This window comes from Pseudomonas sp. USHLN015 (assembly GCF_037153275.1).
In the GTDB taxonomy this organism is placed as follows: Bacteria; Pseudomonadota; Gammaproteobacteria; order Pseudomonadales; family Pseudomonadaceae; genus Metapseudomonas; species Metapseudomonas tohonis.
In genome coordinates this window covers 510973-528932 of the sequence record NZ_JBBCKP010000001.1, presented here as the reverse complement: position 1 = coordinate 528932, position 17960 = coordinate 510973, and the positions used below count along the sequence as shown (strand labels likewise).

Sequence of the window (17960 nt, the reverse complement as noted above, 5' to 3'; positions counted from 1 at the left end):
GATCGCTCCGTTAGCCGCGCGGTGAGGCGGCGATCTTTATCAGCTTGGCATAGTAGAAGCCGTCGTGGCCGTTCTCCCGGGCCAGCAACTGGCGCCCGTGGGGCTGCTTGAGGCCGAAGGTGCCGGCGATGTCCAGTTCGCGCGCGCCAGGGGTGCGCTGGAGGAAGGCGGCGATGTTCTCGCTGTTCTCCCTCGGCAACGTGGAACAGGTGGCGTAGACGAGGATGCCGCCGACCTCCAGGGTCGGCCAGAGGGCATCGAGCAGCTCGCCCTGCAGCTGCGCCAGGGCGGATATGTCCTCGGCCTGGCGGGTCAGCTTGATGTCCGGATGGCGGCGGATCACCCCGGTGGCCGAACAGGGGGCATCGAGGAGGATGCGCTGGAACGGCTTGCCGTCCCACCAGGCGCCGGTATCGCGGCCATCGGCGGCGATCAGCGTGGCCTCCAGGCCGAGGCGCTGGAGGTTCTCGCGTACCCGCGCCAAGCGGCTTTCCTCCAGGTCGACGGCCACCACGCCAGCCAGGCCGGGCTGGGCTTCCAGCAGGTGGCAGGTCTTGCCGCCGGGGGCACAGCAGGCGTCGAGCACGCGCTGGCCGGGGGCGAGTTCGAGCAGGTCGGCGGCCAGTTGCGCGGCTTCGTCCTGCACGCTGACGCGCCCTTCGGCGAAGCCGGGCAGGGTCTTCACGTCACGCGCTTCGATCAGGCGGATGCCGTCGCGGCTGAATTCGCAGGGCTCGGCTTCGATGCCCGCCGTGCGCAGCTCGGCGAGGTAGGCATCGCGCTCGCCATGGCGGCGGTTGACCCGCAGGATCAGCGGCGGGTGGGCGTTGTTGGCGGCGCAGATGGCCTCCCAGTGCTCGGGCCAGGCGGCCTTGAGTGCCTTCTGCAGCCAGCGCGGGTGGGCGGTGCGCACCATCGGGTCGCGCTCCAGTTCGGCGAAGATCGCCTCGCCATCGCGTTGCGCATTGCGCAGCACGGCGTTGAGCAGGCCCTTGGCCCAGGGCTTCTTCAGCTTCTCGGCGGCGCCCACGGTCTCGCCGATGGCGGCATGGGCGGGGATGCGGCTGTAGAACAGCTGGTAGAGGCCGACCAGCAGCAGCGCCTCCACGTCCTTGTCGGCCGTCTTGAAGGGCTTTTGCAGCAGGCGCTCGGCCAGCGCGCCGAGGCGTGGTTGCCAGCGCGCGGCGCCGAAGGCCAGGTCCTGGGCGAGGCCGCGGTCGCGCGGGTCGACCTTGTCCAGCTGCGCGGGCAGGCTGCCGCCCAGCGAGGCCTTGCCGGAGAGGACGGCGGTCAGCGCGCGGGCCGCGGCGAGACGTGGGTTCATGCGCCGAGCACCTGGCCGGCGGCGAACTGCTCGCGGCGGCTGTTGAACAGGTCGGCGAAATTCAGCGGCTTGCCGCCGGGCAATTGCAGGCGGGTCAGGCGCAGGGCGCCGCTGCCGCAGGCCACGGTCAGGCCATCCTTGCTGGCGGCGAGAATCTGCCCGGGCTGGCCACTGCCGTCGGCGAGCTGCGCGGCGAGCACTTTCAGCGGCTCGCCGCCGAGGGTGCTGTGGCAGATCGGCCAGGGATTGAAGGCGCGAACCAGGCGTTCCAGCTCATCGGCGGGGCGGCTCCAGTCGAGGCGTGCCTCGTCCTTGTTCAGCTTGTGCGCGTAGGTGGCCAGGGCGTCGTCCTGCACGTCGCCCACCAGGGTGCCGGCGGCGAGCTGGGCGATGGCCTGCACCACGGCCTGCGGGCCGAGGCTGGCGAGACGGTCATGGAGGGTGCCGCCGGTGTCTTCGGCGGAGATCGGGGTGGCGACCTTGAGCAGCATCGGCCCGGTGTCCAGGCCCGCTTCCATCTGCATCACGGTCACGCCGCTCTCGGCATCGCCGGCCTCTACCGCGCGCTGGATCGGCGCGGCGCCCCGCCAGCGTGGAAGCAGGGAGGCGTGGCTGTTGATGCAGCCGAGGCGCGGGGTGTCGAGCACCACCTGGGGCAGGATCAGGCCGTAGGCGACCACCACCATCAGGTCGGCACCGAGGGCCTTGAGCTCGGCCTGGGCGTCGGCATCGCGCAGGGTGGGCGGCTGCAGGACGGGAATGCCGTGCTGCAGGGCGAGCTGCTTGACCGGGCTCGGCATCAGCTTCTGGCCGCGACCCGCCGGGCGATCGGGCTGGGTGTAGACGGCGACGATGCTGTGCGGCGTATCGAGCAGGGCCTTGAGGTGCTCGGCGGCGAATTCCGGGGTGCCGGCGAAGACGAGGCGCAGGGCTTGGGTCATGCGGGGCTCACTTGGTCACTCTGAAAAAGAAAAAGGCTTGCCGGAGCAAGCCTTTGGGGTTCGGCGATCAAGCCTGCTGGCGGTGCTGCTTTTCCAGCTTCTTCTTGATCCGGTCACGCTTGAGGGTCGACAGGTAGTCGACGAACAGCTTGCCGTTGAGGTGGTCGCACTCGTGCTGGATGCACACCGCGAGCAACCCTTCGGCAACCAGTTCGTAAGGCTTGCCGTCGCGGTCCAGGGCTTTGATGCGGACCTTCTGCGGGCGGTCGACGTTCTCAAAGAAGCCCGGCACCGAGAGGCAGCCTTCCTGGTACTGGTCCATCTCGTCTGTCAGGGATTCGAACTCGGGGTTGATGAAGACCATGGGCTCCGACTTGTCTTCGGACAGGTCCATCACCACCACGCGCTTGTGCACGTTGACCTGGGTGGCGGCGAGGCCGATACCCGGTGCGTCGTACATGGTTTCGAACATGTCGTCGATCAACTGGCGCACAGCGTCGTCCACCACGTCCACCGGTTTGGCGATGGTACGCAGGCGTGGATCGGGAAATTCGAGGATGTTCAAGATCGCCATATGCGTTTGTGATGCACTTGTAGAATAAAGTCAAAATCCGCTGCTAAGATGATGAGCAGCATTGAAAAACGCCTGCAAAGCCCGGTTGGGGCGGCTTTCAGGCCGTTTCGCGTGAACGCACATAATAAAGGGATTCACCGCATGAGGAAATCACTACTCGCCCTGCTGCTCCTTGCTGCCAGTGGGTTGGCACAGGCTGCGGTGGAACTCAAGGATGGCCACCCGGAGCACTACACGGTAGTGCGCGGGGATACCCTCTGGGATATCTCGGGCAAGTTCCTGCGCGAACCCTGGAAGTGGCCGGAAATCTGGCACGCCAACCCGCAGATCGAGAACCCGCACCTGATCTACCCGGGCGACACCCTGAGCCTCGTCTACGTCGACGGCCAGCCTCGCCTGATGCTGGATCGCGGCGCATCCCGCGGCACCATCAAGCTGTCGCCCCAGGTGCGCAGCACGCCGATGGCCGAAGCCATTCCGACCATCCCGCTCGAAGCCATCAACAGCTTCCTGCTGAGCAATCGCATCGTCGACACGCCCGAGCAGTTCAACGGCGCTCCCTACATCGTCGCCGGCAATGCCGAGCGCGTGGTGAGCGGCGCGGGTGACCGCGTCTACGCTCGCGGCAGCTTCGACGAGCAGAACCCCACCTACGGCATCTTCCGCCAGGGCAAGACCTACATCGATCCCGATACCAAGGAATTCCTCGGCATCAACGCCGACGATATCGGTGGCGGTGACCTGGTCGCCCAGGAAGGCGACGTGGCGACCATGACCCTCACCCGCTCGACCCAGGAAGTCCGCCTGGGCGACCGCCTGTTCCCGACCGAACAGCGCTCGGTGAACTCCACCTTCATGCCCAGCTCGCCGACCACCGACGTCAAGGGCCTGATCCTCGACGTGCCGCGCGGCGTGAACCAGATCGGCCAGTTCGACGTGGTGACCATCAACAAGGGCAAGCGCGACGGCCTGGTCGAAGGCAACGTGCTGGCGGTCTACAAGACCGGCGAGACCGTGCGCGACCGCATCACCGGCGAATCGGTGAAGATCCCCGACGAGCGCGCCGGCCTGCTGATGGTGTTCCGCACCTACGACAAGCTCAGCTACGGGCTGGTCCTGGCGGCCAGCCGACAGCTGGCGGTGATGGACAAGGTGCACAATCCCTAAGCAAACCAAGCCCCCGTCCTACGGGGGCTTGTTGTATACAGGGCGGCCTGCCGCCCTGCGCGGCGCTGGTCAAGGACGATCCCATGCCGCCCCCCTCCCCGGCCGAACTCGAAGCACGCCTGCGTCTGCACAGCCTTCCCGAACTCGGCCCCCGCCGCTTCCGCATCCTGATCGACGCCTTCGGCAGTGCCTCCGCCGCCCTCAGCGCCCCTGCCGCCGCCTGGCGTTCGTTGCGCCTGCCCGACGCCTGCGCCGGCCCCCGGCGCAGTGAGGAGGTACGCAACCGCGCCGCCCGGTCACTGGCCTGGCTGGACGCGACGGACAACCACCTGCTGATGTGGGACGACCCCCGCTACCCCGCCCTGCTCGCCGAGCTGCCCGACGCGCCGCCGCTCCTGTTCGTCCGTGGCGTCCCGACGCTGCTCGAGCGTCCGCAACTGGCCATGGTCGGCAGCCGTCGCGCCTCGCGGGCCGGGCTGGATAACGCCCATGCCTTCGCCCGCAGCCTGGCGGCCGGAGGCTTCTGCATCACCAGCGGCCTCGCCCTCGGGATCGACGGCGCCGCCCACCAGGGCGCGCTGGATGCCGGCGGGCATACGGTCGCCGTGCTCGGCACGGGCCTGGAGCGCATCTACCCGAACCGGCACAAGGGCCTGGCCGAGGCGATAGTCGCCGGCGGCGGCGCGCTGGTTTCCGAGCTGCCGCTGGACTGCGCGCCCCAGGCCAGCAACTTCCCCCGCCGCAACCGCATCATCAGCGGGCTCTCCGTGGGCGTTCTCGTGGTGGAGGCAAGCCCTGCCAGCGGCTCGCTGATCACCGCGCGCCTGGCCGCCGAGCAGGGGCGCGAGGTCTATGCCATCCCCGGCTCCATCCATCATCCCGGGGCGCGTGGTTGCCACCAGCTGATCCGCGACGGCGCCACGCTGGTGGAAACCGTCGGCCACGTGCTCGAGGCCCTGCGCGGCTGGCAGGCGCTTGCGCCCGATCCCGCCGAGCCGAGAGCCCAGCTGCGTGACCACGCCCTGCTCGACCTGCTGCGCGCCGCGCCGTACAGCAGCGAGGCCCTGGCCGCCGCCAGCGGCTGGGACCTGCCCCGCGTACTGGCCGCGCTCACCGACCTCGAGCTCGATGGCTGCATCGCCCGTGACGCCGGGCTCTGGGTTCATCGGCGCGGTTGAGGCCTGTACACTCGCGCCATCGTTTTTCCGGGAGTGGGCAATGGTCAGCAACTGGCAGGTTCAGCAAGTGGCGCGGGTGGTACGGGGCGGCGGTGTGATCGCCTATCCGACGGAGGCCGTGTGGGGGCTCGGCTGCGACCCCTGGAACGAGGAGGCCGTCTATCGCCTGCTGGCGCTCAAGGCGCGCCCGGTGGAGAAGGGACTGATCCTGGTGGCCGACGCCATCGAGCAGTTCGATTTCCTCCTCGATGACCTGCCCGATGCCTGGAAGGAGACGCTGGCCGCCTCCTGGCCCGGTCCCAACACCTGGCTGGTGCCGCACCGGGACATGCTGCCCGAGTGGATCACCGGCAAGCACGACAGCGTCGCCCTGCGCGTCAGCGACCACCCCCTGGTGCGCCGCCTGTGCGCCGAGGTCGGCCCGCTGGTCTCCACTTCCGCCAACCCCGCCGGGCGGCCCTCCGCCGTATCGCGCCTGCGCGTGCAGCAGTACTTCCCCGGCGAGCTGGATGCCGTGCTCTGCGGCGCCCTCGGTGGGCGCCGCAACCCCAGCACCATCCGCGACCTGGTCACCGGGCGGGTCGTGCGCGCTTCCTGATCAGGGCAGCAGCACGCTCGAACCGCGAGTGCGCCGGCCGGCCAGGTCGGCATGGGCGCGAGCGATGTCGGCCAGTGCATAACGCTGGCCGATCTCCACCTTCAGTGCGCCGCTGGCGATCATCCCGAACAGCTCGTCGGCCATGGCCTGCAGGTTCTCCGGGGTGTCGGCGTAGCTGCCCAGGGTGGGCCGGGTCACGTAGATTGACCCCTTCTGCGCCAGCACCCCGAGGTTGACCCCGGTGACCGCCCCCGAGGCGTTGCCGAAGCTCACCAGCAGGCCGCGCGGGGCCACGCAATCCAGCGAGGTTTCCCAGGTGTCCTTGCCCACCGAGTCGTAGACCACCGGGCACTTGCGCCCGTCGGTCAGCTCCAGCACCCGTTGCACCACGTCCTCGCGGCTGCTGTCGATGCACGCCCAGGCACCCAGCGCCTTGGCACGCTCGGCCTTCTCGGCGGAACCGGCGACCCCGATCAGGCGCGCGCCGATGGCCTTGGCCCACTGGCAGGCGATGGAGCCGACACCCCCGGCGGCGGCATGGAACAGCACCGTCTCGCCGGCCTTCAGCGCGTGGGTCTGGCGCAGCAGGTACTGCACCGTCAGGCCCTTGAGCATCACCGCGGCGGCCTGCTCGTAGCCGATGGCGTCCGGCAGCTTCACCAGGTTGGCCGCCGGCAGCACGTGGTACTCGCCGTAGGCGCCCAGGGGGCCGGTGCCGTAGCCGACCCGGTCGCCCACCTTCAGGTGCTCGACGCCCGCGCCCACGGCATCCACCTCGCCCGCGCCCTCGTTGCCCAGCCCGGAGGGCAGCGACGCCGCCGGGTAGAGCCCGCTGCGGAAATAGGTCTCGATGAAGTTGAGGCCGATGGCGTGGTTGCGTACCCGCACCTGGCCAGGGCCGGGTTCGGCGACTGGCGCCTCCACCAGTTCGAGCACCTCGGGACCGCCGTACTGGGAAAACTGCACACGCCTGGCCATGGTCGACTCTCCTTCCGGGAAAAGCCTCAATCCAAGCCTTCCGCTTGATCGGCGTCAAGCCACCGCGAGCCGCTCGCGGTGGTATGCTTGCGCCCTCTTTTTTCCCTGCAAGCCCCGTCCTGCGGCGCGCGCAAGCCGATCCAAGGTGCATTCGACGTGAGTAAACACATTGAGGCCGTGAAGGCCTACCTGCTCGATCTGCAAGACCGTATCTGTGCCGAACTGGCGGCCGAGGACGGCGGTGCCGGCTTCGTCGAGGACGCCTGGGAGCGCCCCGCCGGCGGTGGCGGCCGCACCCGCGTGCTGGAGAACGGCAAGCTGATCGAAAAGGGCGGGGTCAACTTCTCCCATGTGTTCGGCAGCAGCCTGCCGCCTTCGGCCAGCGCCCATCGCCCGGAGTTGGCCGGCCGTGGCTTCCAGGCCCTCGGCGTGTCCCTGGTGATCCACCCGGAGAACCCGCACATCCCCACTTCCCACGCCAACGTGCGTTTCTTCATCGCCGAGAAGGAAGGCGAGGAGCCGGTCTGGTGGTTCGGCGGCGGCTTCGACCTGACCCCCTACTACGCCCATGAGGAAGACTGCGTGCTCTGGCACCAGGTCGCCCGCGACGCCTGCGCCCCCTTCGGCGCGGACGTCTACCCGCGCTACAAGGAATGGTGCGACCGCTACTTCCACCTCAAGCACCGCAACGAGCCGCGCGGCATCGGCGGCCTGTTCTTCGACGACCTGAACCAATGGGACTTCGACACCAGCTTCGCCTTCATGCGTGCCATAGGCGATGCCTACATCCAGGCCTACCTGCCCATCGTGCGCAAGCGTCGCAACACCCCCTTCACCGAGCAGCAGCGCGAATTCCAGGCCTTCCGCCGTGGGCGCTACGTGGAATTCAACCTGGTGTTCGACCGCGGCACCCTGTTCGGCCTGCAGTCGGGCGGGCGCACCGAATCCATCCTCATGTCCCTGCCGCCGCACGTGCGCTGGGGCTATGACTGGAAGCCCGAGCCGGGCAGCGAGGAAGCGCGCCTGACGGAGTACTTCCTGCAGGACCGCAACTGGCTCGGGGAGGCGGGGCTCTGATGGACCGCTACGCCGTCTTCGGCAACCCCATCGGCCACAGCAAGTCGCCGCTGATCCACCGCCTGTTCGCCGCGCAGACCGGCCAGGCGCTGGAGTACGAGGCGCTGCTGGCGCCCCTGGACGACTTCACCGGTTTCGCCCGCGCCTTCTTCGCGCAGGGCCTGGGCGGCAACGTCACCGTGCCCTTCAAGGAACAGGCCTTCCAGATGGCCGACAGCCTCAGCGAGCGCGCTCGTCGCGCCGGCGCGGTGAACACCCTCAAGCGCCTGGATGACGGCCGCCTGCTGGGCGACAACACCGACGGCGCCGGCCTGGTGGGCGACCTGGTGCGCAACGCCGGGCTCGAACTCGCCGGCAAGCGCATCCTCCTGCTCGGCGCCGGTGGTGCCGTGCGCGGCGTGCTCGAACCCCTGCTGGCGCAGCGCCCGGCGGCGGTGGTGGTGGCCAACCGCACGGTGGAGAAGGCCGAGCAGCTGGCCCGTGAGTTCGCCGACCTGGGTCCGGTGCTGGCCAGTGGTTTCGACTGGCTGGAAGAACCGGTGGACCTGATCGTCAACGGCACTTCCGCGAGCCTGGCCGGCGAGCTGCCGCCGATCTCGCCAAGCCTGATCAAGGCCGGCCACACGGTCTGCTACGACATGATGTACGGCGCTCAAACCACCGCCTTCAACCGCTGGGCCCATGAGCAGGGCGCCGTGCGCACCCTCGATGGCCTGGGCATGTTGGTGGAGCAGGCGGCCGAAGCCTTCCTGCTCTGGCGCGGTGTGCGCCCGGATACCGCACCGGTCCTCGCCGAGCTGCGCCGGCTGCTCGCCCAGGGCTGAGTGGATCGTCCCGGGCGTAGGATGGGTAGAGCGCAGCGAAACCCATGCTGCTGCGCCCGTTCTAGCCCTCGATCACCAACCGGCTCTGCTCGTCCTCCAGCTTGCGCAGCTCGCGTTCCACCTGCGGCCGGGCGCGGCGCAGCACCAGGGTGCGGCCCTGCCCGTGCAGGCGACGGGCCTCGTTGTGCAGCAGGCTCACCCCGGCGAAGTCGATGAAGTTGATGTGGTGGGCGTCCAGTACCAGGCGCTTGCCCAGGCTGCGCTGGATCAGCCGCTGCACGTAGGGGCAGGCGCCGAAGAAGATCGAGCCCTCGATGCGCAGCACCTCCTCCTCGGCATCACCCGATTGCAGCACGCGCGGCCGCGAGGTGCGCTTGAGGTAGAAGAACAGCGACGCCAGCACCCCCGCATAGATCGCCGTCTGCAGCTCCAGCACCAGCGTGGCGAGGGCCGTCAGCGCCATCACCACGAACTCCGCCCGGCTCACCCGCCACAGCTGGCGCATGCCCGGCACATCGATCAGGTTCCAGCAGATCAGCAGGATGCTCGCCGCCATCGCCGGCAGCGGGATATGCGCGATCAGGCCGGCGCCCACCAGGGCGAACAGCGCCACCCATAGCGCCGAGCACACCCCGGCCAGGGGCGAGTGGGCGCCGGCCTGCAGGTTCAGCGCCGAGCGGGTGAAGGAGCCGCTGGAGAGGTAGCCGGAGAACCAGGCCCCGACCAGGTTGGACAGGCCCTGGCCACGGGTTTCCCGGTTGGCGTCCAGCACCTGCTGCGACTGGGTGGCCAGGGCCCGGGCGATGGACAGGCTCATGACCAGGCCGAGCAGCCCGCAGGCCACCGCCGAAGGCAGCAGGCGGAGGATGTCGTCGAGGTCGAAACGCAAGGCCGTGAACGGCGGCAGGCGGCCCTCGAAAGGCGGCACCAGCGGCACGCCGGCCATGCTCCCGGGCAGCGCCAGCACCAGCAGGCTGCCCGCCACCAGGCCCAGCAGCAGCGCCGGCAGGCGCGGGGCGAAGCGCCGCAGCAGCAGTGTCACCACCAGGGTGGCCATGGCCACCAGTACGGATGGCCCATGCACCTCGCGCACGTGCCCCGCCAGCTCCAGTGCACCTTGCAGCGCCGTGGCGCGGCCCTCCAGGCTCGGCAGGCCGAGCAGGTTGGGAATCTGCCCCAGGGCGATGACCAGCGCCGCGCCGCCGGTGAAGCCGATCACGACCGACTGCGAGACGAAGTTGGCCAGCGCGCCGAAGCGCAATGCGCCGAGCAGCCACTGGAACAGCCCGGCGAGGAAGGTCAGCAGCAGTACCAGGGCGATGTAGTCGCCGCTGCCGGGCAGGGCCAGGGGGCTGACGCTGGCGAACAGCACCACCGAGATCGCCGCCGTCGGGCCGCCGATCAGGTGCCAGGACGAGCCCCAGAGGCAGGCGATGATCACCGGCACCACGGCGGCGTAGAGGCCGTATTCCGCTGGCAGGCCGGCGATCAGCGCATAGGCGATGGATTGCGGCAGGGCGAGGATGGCGCCGGTCAGGCCGACCAGTGCGTCACGCCCCAGGCTGCGCCCGGTGGTCCGGGGCAGCCAGTCGAGGAAGGGGAAGAGGGTGGTGATTTTCATCGTGGGACGGGGCCCGGTCTCGTCGGCAGTGTGGGTGGGCGAATTCATTCGAACGTGGGAAACCACGTCCTTACGACGTGGTCATCAGACATCGGTTCTGCCCGTGACGATTCGAGCCGAGGCGTCGACAGGATGCGCTCGTGCCGTAGGGTGTGCCATGCGCACCGCCGCACGGTGCTTCCGGCGAGTCCCAGGTGCGCGCAGCACACCCTACGTCCGGAGTGAGTCGCGGGCTGCAACTCCGATGTCGGGTTGCGCACCCTTCCAGGGCACCAAAAGCAAATCCGCGCCTTGAGAACCTGGATTTTCACTCGCGACGGGCAGCGACCGTACGCCACCTCTTGTGGAAAGGGCCATTCCATCGGCCCCATGAATCACAGTTTCGCCTTCACCGCCGCCAGTGCGTCGCCGCCCTCGCGGGTGGTCACGCCCTGCAGCCAGCCCTCGACCACCTGCGGGTTGGCCTTGAGCCAGGCCTTCACCGCCTCGTCGTTGCCGGCGTTCTTGCTCAGCACTTCGTTCATCACCGCGTTCTCCATCTCCTGGGTGAACGCCAGGTTGGCCAGCAGCTTGCCGACGTTGGGGCACTGCTGGGCGTAGCCCTTGCGCGCCAGGGTGTTCACCGTGCCGCTTTCACCGAAGTACTTCTCGCCGCCCTTGAGGTACTTCATGTCGTACTGCACGTTCATCGGGTGCGGCGTCCAGCCCAGGAACACCACGAAGTCCTTGCGCTTCACCGCACGGCCCACCTGCACCAGCATCGCCTGCTCGCTGGATTCCACCAGCTTCCAGTCGCCGAGGCCGAATTCGTCGCCCTTGATCATGTCCTGGATGGAGATGTTGGCCGGGGAGCCGGCGGCGATGCCGTAGAGGGTGTGCTTGAACTTGTCGGCGTGCTTGTCCAGGTCGGCGAAGGTCTTCACCCCCGCGTCATAGGCGTAGCTCGGCACGGCCAGGGTGTACTCGGTGCCACCGAGGTTCTGCGCCACCTTGTCCACCTCGCCGGAGGCGACGAACTTGTCGTAGTTGCTCTGCTGGGCCGGCATCCAGTTGCCGAGGAAGACGTCCACCTGGCCCTTCTGCAGGCCGGCGAAGATGATCGGCACCGCCAGGGTCTGGGTCTCGGCCTTGTAGCCCAGGCCGTCGAGGAGCAGGCGGGCGACGCCGTTGGTGACGGCGATGTCGCTCCAGCCCGGGTCGCCCAGCTTCACGGTCGCGCAGCGGGCGTCCTCGGCGTGGGCGGTGGCGATCAGGGCGCTGCAGAGCAGCGTGGCGGCGAACAGCGTGGTGGTGGTCTTCATGCCTTTTCCTTGTGAGTGGAGGTGTGGCCGGCCGTGGGTTCGTCCCCTCTGGTCATGGCTGTGGATAACGTGCGCGGCGCTCCAGATCGTCGAGGTCGATGTGGTTGCGCATGTACTGCTGGCTGGCGTCCACCCAGGGCTGGTGGTCCCAGCTGGTGAGCCGGCCCTGCTCCAGGGCACCGGCGACGAAGCGGCGGCGACGCTGGCTGGCGAGGGTGGCGCCGTGGATCGCGGGGATGTCCCAGCGTGCCCGGGCTTCGGCGAGGAAGGCCGCGAGCACCTCGCGGTGGCTGGCGGAGGCCGCCAGGTTCTCCAGCTCGCGGGGGTCGCTTTCCAGGTTGAAGAGCAGCAGCGGGTCCTGCTCCGAGTAGATGAATTTCCAGGGGCCGCGACGGATCATCATCAGCGGGCCGGTGGTGCCTTCGGCCATGTATTCGCCGAACACCTCGTCGTGCCCGCCCTCGCCCGCCAGGTGCGGCAACAGCGAGCGGCCATCCAGTGGCAACTGCGGGTCCAGGGTGCCGCCGGCCAGCTCCACCAGGGTCGGCAGCAGGTCCATGGTCGACACCGAGGCCTTCACCCGGCGCGGCGCGAAACGCCGTGGCGCATGCACCAGCATCGGCACCCGCGCGGCCATCTCGAACCAGTGCATCTTGTACCAGAGGCCGCGCTCGCCAAGCATGTCGCCGTGATCGCCGGAGAACACCACCAGGGTGTCCTCGGCCAGGCCGCAGTCCTCCAGCGTCGCGAGCAGCGCGCCGACCTGCGCGTCGATGTAGCTGCAGGCGCCGAAGTAGGCGCGGCGGGCATCGATGACCTTGGACTCGGGCAGCGGCTTGTCCCACAGGTCGATGACCTTGAGCAGGCGCTGCGAGTGCGGGTCCTGCTCGTGCTGGGCCAACTGCACCGAGGGCAGCGGGATGTCGTCCTCGCGGTACAGGTCCCAGTACGCGCGGGGGATGGTGTAGGGGTCGTGCGGGTGGGTCATCGACACCGTCAGGCAGAACGGCCGCCCGGCCTGCTCGCGCACGTGGTCGTAGAGGTACTGGCGGGCCTTGAACACCACCTCCTCGTCGAAGTCCAGCTGGTTGGTGCGCACGCAGGGCCCGGCCTGCAGCACCGAGGACATGTTGTGGTACCAGCTCGGGCGCACGTCCGGCTCGTCCCAGTTCACCGCCCAGCCGTAGTCGGCGGGGTAGATGTCGCTGGTCAGGCGCTCCTCGTAGCCGTGCAACTGGTCCGGGCCGCAGAAGTGCATCTTGCCGGACAGCGCGGTGCGGTAGCCCAGGCGGCGCAGGTGATGGGCGTAGGTGGGCACGTCGGCGGGGAAGTCCGCCGCGTTGTCGTAGGCGCCGATCTTCGAGGGCAACTGGCCGCTCACCAGGGTGAAGCGCGAGGGCGCGCACAGCGGGCTGTTGCAGTAGGCCGAGTCGAACACCACGGCCGCTTCGGCCAGGCGTGAAAGGTTGGGCATGTGCAGGGGCAGGCCGCCGTGGAAGGGCATCAGCGGCGCGGCCATCTGGTCGGCCATGATGAAGAGGATGTTGGGGCGGGTCATGGGGCCTTCATCCATACGATCGGTTTATGCGAGAGTGCTGGCGTCGATCATGGAATCCCGGAAGTCCTCCGGTAAACCGCATGTGCGCACATGCCTCGGATAAGTGAATCTTATGGCAGACCTGCAACCCGAACTCTCCCTCGACCTGCTGCGCGTGTTCGAGGCGGCCGCTCGGCACCTGAGCTTCACCGCTGCGGCGGTGGAGCTGGGCACCACCCAGCCGGCGGTGAGCCAGCAGATCCAGCGCCTGGAGAAGCAGTTGGCCACGCGGCTGTTCGACCGTGTCTACCGCGGCATCGAACTGACTGACAGCGGGCGCCTGCTCTTCGTTCATGTGCAGGATGGCCTGCGCGCCATCAACCTCGGGCTCGAGGCCGTCGGTGCGCGGACCCAGCACGAGGTGCTGCAGGTGGCCACCGACTTCGCCTTCGCCGCCTACTGGCTGATGCCGCGCCTGCATCGCTTCCACGAGGCCCACCCGGAGATCGACGTCAGCCTGGTGACCAGCGACCGCACCATGAACATGCTGCGCTCGGAGATCGACGTCGGCATCGCCTTCGGCGACGGTCGCTTCAAGCACGGCGATGCGCTGCTGCTGTTCCGCGAGGAGGTGTTCCCGATCTGCAGCCCGCGCCTGCTCAAGGACCAGGCAGCCCCCCTGCCCGCCGCCGCGCTCGCCCAGCTGCCGCTGCTGCATCTCAAGCCCGAGGTGCGCACCCGCTGGTTCGACTGGGAGGCGTTGTTCCGCGGCTTGGGCATCGACCGGCCACCGGGCTCCGGGTCGCTGCGCTTCGACAACTACACCCTGCTGGTGCAGGCCGCCATCGCCGGCCAGGGCGTCGCCATCGGCTGGCGCTACCTGGTCGACGAGCTGATCGACCAGGGCCTGCTGGCGCGGGTGATCGAGGGCAGCCTCACCTCCGACTTCGGCTATTACGTGGTGCTGCCCGAGCGCAAGCGCCGTGCGCGGGTGGTGGCCTGTTTCGTCCAATGGCTGCAGCAGGAGCTGGGCGACGGCGCCGACCCGGTACAGAGGATCCGCCATCGCGAAGGCATCGCCGTCTGAGCCCTGCCCCTGGCGAACCCCGAGCGGAGCCGCTCGGCTTGCGGGTACCATGCGAGCTTGCCGGTCCCCGAGAGAGGCGAACATGCAGGCCGCATCCCAACCCCGCATCAAGGGCTTCCACGCCCATGTCTACTACGACGCCGAAAGCTACGAGCAGGCGCGCGAACTCTGCGAAGAGGCCGCGCGCCGTTTTCCCCTGAAGATGGGCCGCCTGCACCGCGAGCCGGTCGGCCCGCACCCGGACTGGAGCTGCCAGCTGGCCTTCCGCCCCGAGCTGTTCGGCGAGCTGGTCCCCTGGCTCGCCCTCAACCGCGCGGGCCTCAACGTGCTGGTGCATCCCATCACCGGCAGCGACCTGCGTGACCACCGCGACTACCCACTGTGGATGGGCGAGGTGCGGCCGCTGGACCTTTCCGATCTCAGCGACGGCGCCGTCGAGTACGACTTCTAGCAGGCCGCCTGAAAACCTGGACGAGGCAGCCGATGCAGGCGTGCCAGCCACTCAGTCCGGGTGCAACGCCGCCAGCACCTCATCGGCCGCCCGCCGGCCGGCGCGCACCGCGCCCTCCAGGTAGCCGCACCAGACTGGCGATGTCTCGCTGCCGGCCCAGTGCAGGTTGCCCAGCGGGGCACGCAGGTGGTGGCCATGGCGGCTCAGCAGGCCCGGCGGCAGGGGGGATACGCAGCCGGCGGTCCAGGGCTCGCGGTTCCAGTCCTGCTCCACGTACGCCAGTGGCCGGCCCGCTTCCTCGCCGAACAGTTGCACCAACTCCTTCAGCACCCGGGCCTGACGCTTGCGCGGGTTGTTCCCCGCCCGCGCCGGGTCGAGGAAGGCCAGCAGCACGCCCAGGCCCTGGTCGGAAGGGCTGCTGTCGAAGGTCATCTGCACCAGAGCGGTGTCGATGAAGCCGGCGCCCGATAGCTGCGCCTCCCGCCAGAAGGGGCGCGCATAGCTGAGGTGCACCTTCATGCCGCTGCCGCCGGTCCAGCCCTTCTGCAAGGCGGCGCGACCTTTTGGCAGCGCCGGGGCGAAGCCGATACGGGCCATGTCGGCGGGCATCATCGCGACTATCACGCGGCGGGCACCTACGCGGCCCAGGGTGCAATCCAGGGTGACCGCTTCCCGGTCCCAGCCCTCGATGCGCCGCACCGGCGCGCCCAGCAGCACCGAGGGCCCGAGCTGCTGCGCCAGGTTCAGGGACAGCCGCTGGGCGCCGCCCTGCAGGCGGAACTGCTGGGCCTGGTCGTCCAGCGCGGCGAAACCGCCAGCGGAGTGCAGGTAGAACAGGAACCACAAGAGCGAGACCCGTGCCGGCGCGCTGTTCAGGGTGGTGGCGACCGTGGTGGACACCGCCTCGACCGCCTCGGCGTCGGCGCGCTCGGCCCTGAGCCAGGCGGCCAGGCTCCAACGGTCCCACTCCTCGGCATGGGGCGCAGCCCAGGGCGCTTCCAGGGGCACCTGCTGGGCCATGGCCTCCAGCCGCAGCTGAAGTGCGCGCACGGCCTCTCCCGGCGGCTCGTCGGCATCGAAGGTGTAGCGTTCGCCGCCCAGCAGGGCGGCCATCTGCCCTGCGCGGTACTGCGGCACCAGGGGCACGCCCAGGTCACCCGCCAGGGCCATCACCATCGGCTGGTCGCCGCCGACCCACTGGCCGCCGCCGTCCACCTCCAGGCCCTCGCCCAGCGGCTGGTTGACGGTGCGCCCGCCGACCCGCTCGCGCGCCTCCAGCACCACCACCCTCAGGCCGCTGCCGGCCAGGTGTCGTGCCGCCACCAGCCCGGACAGGCCTGCGCCGATGACCGCGACGTCCACATCCAGGACGGAAGGCTCGGGCACCGCCGCGCGGCCGGTCCGGGTGACGGCTGCGAGCAATGCCGCGCCGCTGAGGCACAGCAGGTGCCGGCGGGTCAGGGAAGGGGTTTCGAGCAGTCGATAGCGCATGGTGTTCTCCACTTGGTAACCAAGTTGTCGGAGGCAAAAAAACGACCGCTTCCCGCGGTCGTCGGGTTCAGGCCGAGGGGGTACGCACCGAGGCCAGGTAGAAGGGCACGGGGTCCTGGCGCGCCAGCAGCTGGCGGGACAGGGTCAGGTAGAACCAGCGCAGCTCGGCAGGGTCGTCGTCGGTGGCGTCGCGGTCGTCGGTCCAGCGCTGCCAGAGCGCCATTTCCATCTGCAGGATGCGATTGCGGCCGATGGCGGTGATGCGTTTCCAGAACGCGTCTTCCAGGCGCTGCGCCCCTGCGGCATCGAGCGTGGCCGGGCATGCCTCGACCTGCAGCAGCAGCTGCTCCCGCTCGGCGTCCGTGGCATGGCGCGAGGCCGCCTCCAGCAGGCCGATGGCATAGAGCTGCTGGTATTCGGCCAGGTCCTGCAACAGGCGCGAGGCGGCGTCGGACTGCAGCCGGTCGGCGCAGCGCAGCAGCAGCTCGAAGATCCGCGCATCCGCCCGGCCCGGGTCCAGCACGCGGCTGGCACCGCCCTGGCGGACTTCCACCAGGCCGGCGTCCTTCAGCTTGTGCACGGCCTGGCGCACGGTGATGCGCGAGACGCCGTAGCGCTCGGCCAGCAGGCGCTCCGCCGGCAGCGATTCACCGGGCGCAAGGTGACCGTCGAGTATCTCGATGAACAGGCCTTCCAGCGCGGCGTCAGCGGCGTGCCCCCTGGGGGCGGGTGTCTTGGATTCGTTCATGGCGGGAAAATCTACTTGGTTACCAAGTTAAGTCAAGACCCCGTGGCGAATCGACGCGCAGACAGCCACACCCTATGATCCGCCGCCTGTTTTCGTGGAGTCCCGCCATGCGCCATCTGCTCGTCGTCACCCTGCTCTGGGCCTTTTCCTTCAGCCTCATAGGCGAGTACCTGGCCGGGCGGGTGGACAGCGATTTCGCCGTGCTGGCGCGGGTGCTGATCGCCGCCCTGGTGTTCCTCCCCTTCACCCGCTGGCGCGGCTTGCCGGCCAGGCTGCTGGCGGGGTTCTGGCTGGCCGGGGCGCTGCAGTTCGGCATCACCTACCTGTGCCTGTACCGCAGCTTCGCCGTGCTCACGGTGCCGGAGGTGCTGCTGTTCACCGTGCTCACGCCCATCTACGTGACCCTGCTGGACGATGCCCTCGCCCGGCGCTTCAGCCCCTGGGCGCTGTTGGCTGCGCTGGTGGCGGTGGGCGGCGGGGTGATCATCCGCTTCGATCGCCTGGAGGGTGACTACCTGCAGGGCTTCATCCTCCTGCAGGTGGCCAACGCCACCTTCGCCGCCGGCCAGGTGCTGTGCCGCCGCCTGCTGGTGCGTCACCCGGTGGAGCAGCCGCTGCACCGCTTCTTCGGCCACTTCTTCCTCGGCGCGCTGCTGCTGGCGCTGCCCTCCTTCCTGCTCTTCGGCAACCCGGAGCGCCTGCCGCAGACGGCCGTGCAATGGGGAGTGCTGGTGTGGATGGGCCTGTTCGCCACGGCCCTGGGCATGTTCTGGTGGGTGAAGGGCAGCACCACCGTGAGCGCCGGCACCCTGGCGGTGATGAACGAACTCCACGTCCCCGCCGGCCTGGTGGTCAACCTGCTGATCTGGAACCGCGACGCCGATCTCCCCCGCCTCGCCCTGGGCGGCGCGGTGATCCTCGCGTCCCTGTGGATAAGCCGCCTGGGCCGGCGCAAGGTCCACGTCTTGGAGTAAACCCATGTTCTTAGAACGTGGCTTCGCTTTTGGACCTTTGGAAGGGAACGCAACCAGACCTCGGAGCATGCAGCCGCCGCTTACTTCGG

17 protein-coding genes are annotated in these 17960 nt (G+C 69.1%); 8 read left to right on the top strand and 9 right to left on the bottom strand.

The window, feature by feature from the left end:
• Positions 1-10 precede the first annotated feature (10 nt).
• The 3 genes from rsmB to def form a co-directional block, all read right to left on the bottom strand.
• Positions 11-1324 (bottom strand): 16S rRNA (cytosine(967)-C(5))-methyltransferase RsmB, encoded by a 1314-nt coding sequence (rsmB, locus tag WFQ67_RS02500; protein ID WP_337056087.1) that lies wholly within the window; start codon positions 1322-1324, stop codon positions 11-13.
• A complete protein-coding gene (fmt, locus tag WFQ67_RS02495; protein WP_337056086.1) occupies positions 1321-2265 on the bottom strand; it encodes a methionyl-tRNA formyltransferase in 945 nt (314 codons plus the stop codon). The genes rsmB and fmt overlap by 4 nt, the downstream gene beginning before the upstream one ends.
• A 67-nt stretch (positions 2266-2332) precedes the next feature.
• Positions 2333-2839, bottom strand: a complete 507-nt coding sequence (gene def / locus WFQ67_RS02490; RefSeq protein WP_213627412.1) for a peptide deformylase — start codon at positions 2837-2839, stop codon at positions 2333-2335.
• A gap of 141 nt (positions 2840-2980) precedes the next feature.
• Here def and WFQ67_RS02485 point away from each other — a divergent pair, with 141 nt between their 5' ends.
• The 3 genes from WFQ67_RS02485 to WFQ67_RS02475 all read left to right on the top strand — a co-directional run bounded on the left by WFQ67_RS02485 (position 2981) and on the right by WFQ67_RS02475 (position 5782).
• Entirely contained in the window at positions 2981-4006 is a 1026-nt protein-coding gene (locus tag WFQ67_RS02485; protein ID WP_111259252.1) for a LysM peptidoglycan-binding domain-containing protein, read from the top strand.
• An 83-nt stretch (positions 4007-4089) separates the two neighbouring features.
• Positions 4090-5184: a DNA-processing protein DprA gene (gene dprA / locus WFQ67_RS02480; RefSeq protein WP_337056085.1), complete on the top strand. Its 1095-nt coding sequence runs from the start codon at positions 4090-4092 to the stop codon at positions 5182-5184.
• Between the two features lie 40 nt (positions 5185-5224).
• Positions 5225-5782: an L-threonylcarbamoyladenylate synthase gene (locus WFQ67_RS02475; protein ID WP_173174665.1), complete on the top strand. Its 558-nt coding sequence runs from the start codon at positions 5225-5227 to the stop codon at positions 5780-5782.
• Here the strand turns inward: WFQ67_RS02475 and WFQ67_RS02470 are convergent, their stop codons facing one another.
• Positions 5783-6760, bottom strand: a complete 978-nt coding sequence (locus tag WFQ67_RS02470; protein WP_271104379.1) for a quinone oxidoreductase family protein — start codon at positions 6758-6760, stop codon at positions 5783-5785.
• 156 nt (positions 6761-6916) lie between these two features.
• On the opposite strand from WFQ67_RS02470, the gene hemF reads away from it, so the two are divergent.
• On the top strand, positions 6917-7837 hold the full coding sequence (gene hemF / locus WFQ67_RS02465) for an oxygen-dependent coproporphyrinogen oxidase (RefSeq protein ID WP_173174669.1): 921 nt from the start codon (positions 6917-6919) through the stop codon (positions 7835-7837).
• A complete protein-coding gene (gene aroE / locus WFQ67_RS02460) occupies positions 7837-8661 on the top strand; it encodes a shikimate dehydrogenase (RefSeq protein WP_337056084.1) in 825 nt (274 codons plus the stop codon). The genes hemF and aroE overlap by 1 nt, the downstream gene beginning before the upstream one ends.
• A gap of 61 nt (positions 8662-8722) precedes the next feature.
• On the opposite strand, the gene WFQ67_RS02455 is transcribed toward aroE, so the two are convergent.
• The 3 genes from WFQ67_RS02455 to betC form a co-directional block, all read right to left on the bottom strand.
• Entirely contained in the window at positions 8723-10282 is a 1560-nt protein-coding gene (locus WFQ67_RS02455; protein ID WP_337056083.1) for a SulP family inorganic anion transporter, read from the bottom strand.
• A 374-nt stretch (positions 10283-10656) separates the two neighbouring features.
• A complete protein-coding gene (gene choX, locus WFQ67_RS02450) occupies positions 10657-11583 on the bottom strand; it encodes a choline ABC transporter substrate-binding protein (RefSeq protein WP_213627426.1) in 927 nt (308 codons plus the stop codon).
• Between the two features lie 52 nt (positions 11584-11635).
• Positions 11636-13141: a choline-sulfatase gene (betC, locus tag WFQ67_RS02445; protein ID WP_213627428.1), complete on the bottom strand. Its 1506-nt coding sequence runs from the start codon at positions 13139-13141 to the stop codon at positions 11636-11638.
• Positions 13142-13253: 112 nt separating this feature from the next.
• Here betC and WFQ67_RS02440 point away from each other — a divergent pair, with 112 nt between their 5' ends.
• Both WFQ67_RS02440 and WFQ67_RS02435 read left to right on the top strand, forming a co-directional pair.
• Positions 13254-14207 carry a choline sulfate utilization transcriptional regulator gene (locus WFQ67_RS02440; RefSeq protein ID WP_337056082.1) on the top strand — a complete coding sequence of 318 codons (954 nt, stop codon included), beginning with the start codon at positions 13254-13256 and terminating at the stop codon, positions 14205-14207.
• 82 nt (positions 14208-14289) lie between these two features.
• Positions 14290-14658 (top strand): DOPA 4,5-dioxygenase family protein, encoded by a 369-nt coding sequence (locus tag WFQ67_RS02435; protein ID WP_213627432.1) that lies wholly within the window; start codon positions 14290-14292, stop codon positions 14656-14658.
• 51 nt (positions 14659-14709) lie between these two features.
• On the opposite strand, the gene WFQ67_RS02430 is transcribed toward WFQ67_RS02435, so the two are convergent.
• On the bottom strand, positions 14710-16149 hold the full coding sequence (locus WFQ67_RS02430) for a flavin monoamine oxidase family protein (RefSeq protein WP_337056081.1): 1440 nt from the start codon (positions 16147-16149) through the stop codon (positions 14710-14712).
• Positions 16150-16216: 67 nt separating this feature from the next.
• Positions 16217-16897, bottom strand: coding sequence for a FadR/GntR family transcriptional regulator (locus WFQ67_RS02425; RefSeq protein WP_337056080.1), 681 nt, complete (start codon positions 16895-16897; stop codon positions 16217-16219).
• Positions 16898-17004: 107 nt separating this feature from the next.
• Between WFQ67_RS02425 and WFQ67_RS02420 the strand changes: the two genes are divergently transcribed.
• Complete coding sequence (locus WFQ67_RS02420) at positions 17005-17871, top strand: carboxylate/amino acid/amine transporter (protein ID WP_337056079.1); 867 nt, start codon at positions 17005-17007, stop codon at positions 17869-17871.
• Positions 17872-17960: the final 89 nt, after the last annotated feature.

Bases quoted from the DNA above. Each gene is read 5' to 3' on its own strand.
- rsmB (WP_337056087.1), bottom strand. From the start codon at position 1,324: ATGAACCCACGTCTCGCCGCGGCCCGCGCGCTGACCGCCGTCCTCTCC.
- fmt (WP_337056086.1), bottom strand. From the start codon at position 2,265: ATGACCCAAGCCCTGCGCCTCGTCTTCGCCGGCACCCCGGAATTCGCC.
- def (WP_213627412.1), bottom strand. From the start codon at position 2,839: ATGGCGATCTTGAACATCCTCGAATTTCCCGATCCACGCCTGCGTACC.
- WFQ67_RS02485 (WP_111259252.1), top strand. From the start codon at position 2,981: ATGAGGAAATCACTACTCGCCCTGCTGCTCCTTGCTGCCAGTGGGTTG.
- dprA (WP_337056085.1), top strand. From the start codon at position 4,090: ATGCCGCCCCCCTCCCCGGCCGAACTCGAAGCACGCCTGCGTCTGCAC.
- WFQ67_RS02475 (WP_173174665.1), top strand. From the start codon at position 5,225: ATGGTCAGCAACTGGCAGGTTCAGCAAGTGGCGCGGGTGGTACGGGGC.
- WFQ67_RS02470 (WP_271104379.1), bottom strand. From the start codon at position 6,760: ATGGCCAGGCGTGTGCAGTTTTCCCAGTACGGCGGTCCCGAGGTGCTC.
- aroE (WP_337056084.1), top strand. From the start codon at position 7,837: ATGGACCGCTACGCCGTCTTCGGCAACCCCATCGGCCACAGCAAGTCG.
- WFQ67_RS02455 (WP_337056083.1), bottom strand. From the start codon at position 10,282: ATGAAAATCACCACCCTCTTCCCCTTCCTCGACTGGCTGCCCCGGACC.
- choX (WP_213627426.1), bottom strand. From the start codon at position 11,583: ATGAAGACCACCACCACGCTGTTCGCCGCCACGCTGCTCTGCAGCGCC.
- betC (WP_213627428.1), bottom strand. From the start codon at position 13,141: ATGACCCGCCCCAACATCCTCTTCATCATGGCCGACCAGATGGCCGCG.
- WFQ67_RS02440 (WP_337056082.1), top strand. From the start codon at position 13,254: ATGGCAGACCTGCAACCCGAACTCTCCCTCGACCTGCTGCGCGTGTTC.
- WFQ67_RS02435 (WP_213627432.1), top strand. From the start codon at position 14,290: ATGCAGGCCGCATCCCAACCCCGCATCAAGGGCTTCCACGCCCATGTC.
- WFQ67_RS02430 (WP_337056081.1), bottom strand. From the start codon at position 16,149: ATGCGCTATCGACTGCTCGAAACCCCTTCCCTGACCCGCCGGCACCTG.
- WFQ67_RS02425 (WP_337056080.1), bottom strand. From the start codon at position 16,897: ATGAACGAATCCAAGACACCCGCCCCCAGGGGGCACGCCGCTGACGCC.
- WFQ67_RS02420 (WP_337056079.1), top strand. From the start codon at position 17,005: ATGCGCCATCTGCTCGTCGTCACCCTGCTCTGGGCCTTTTCCTTCAGC.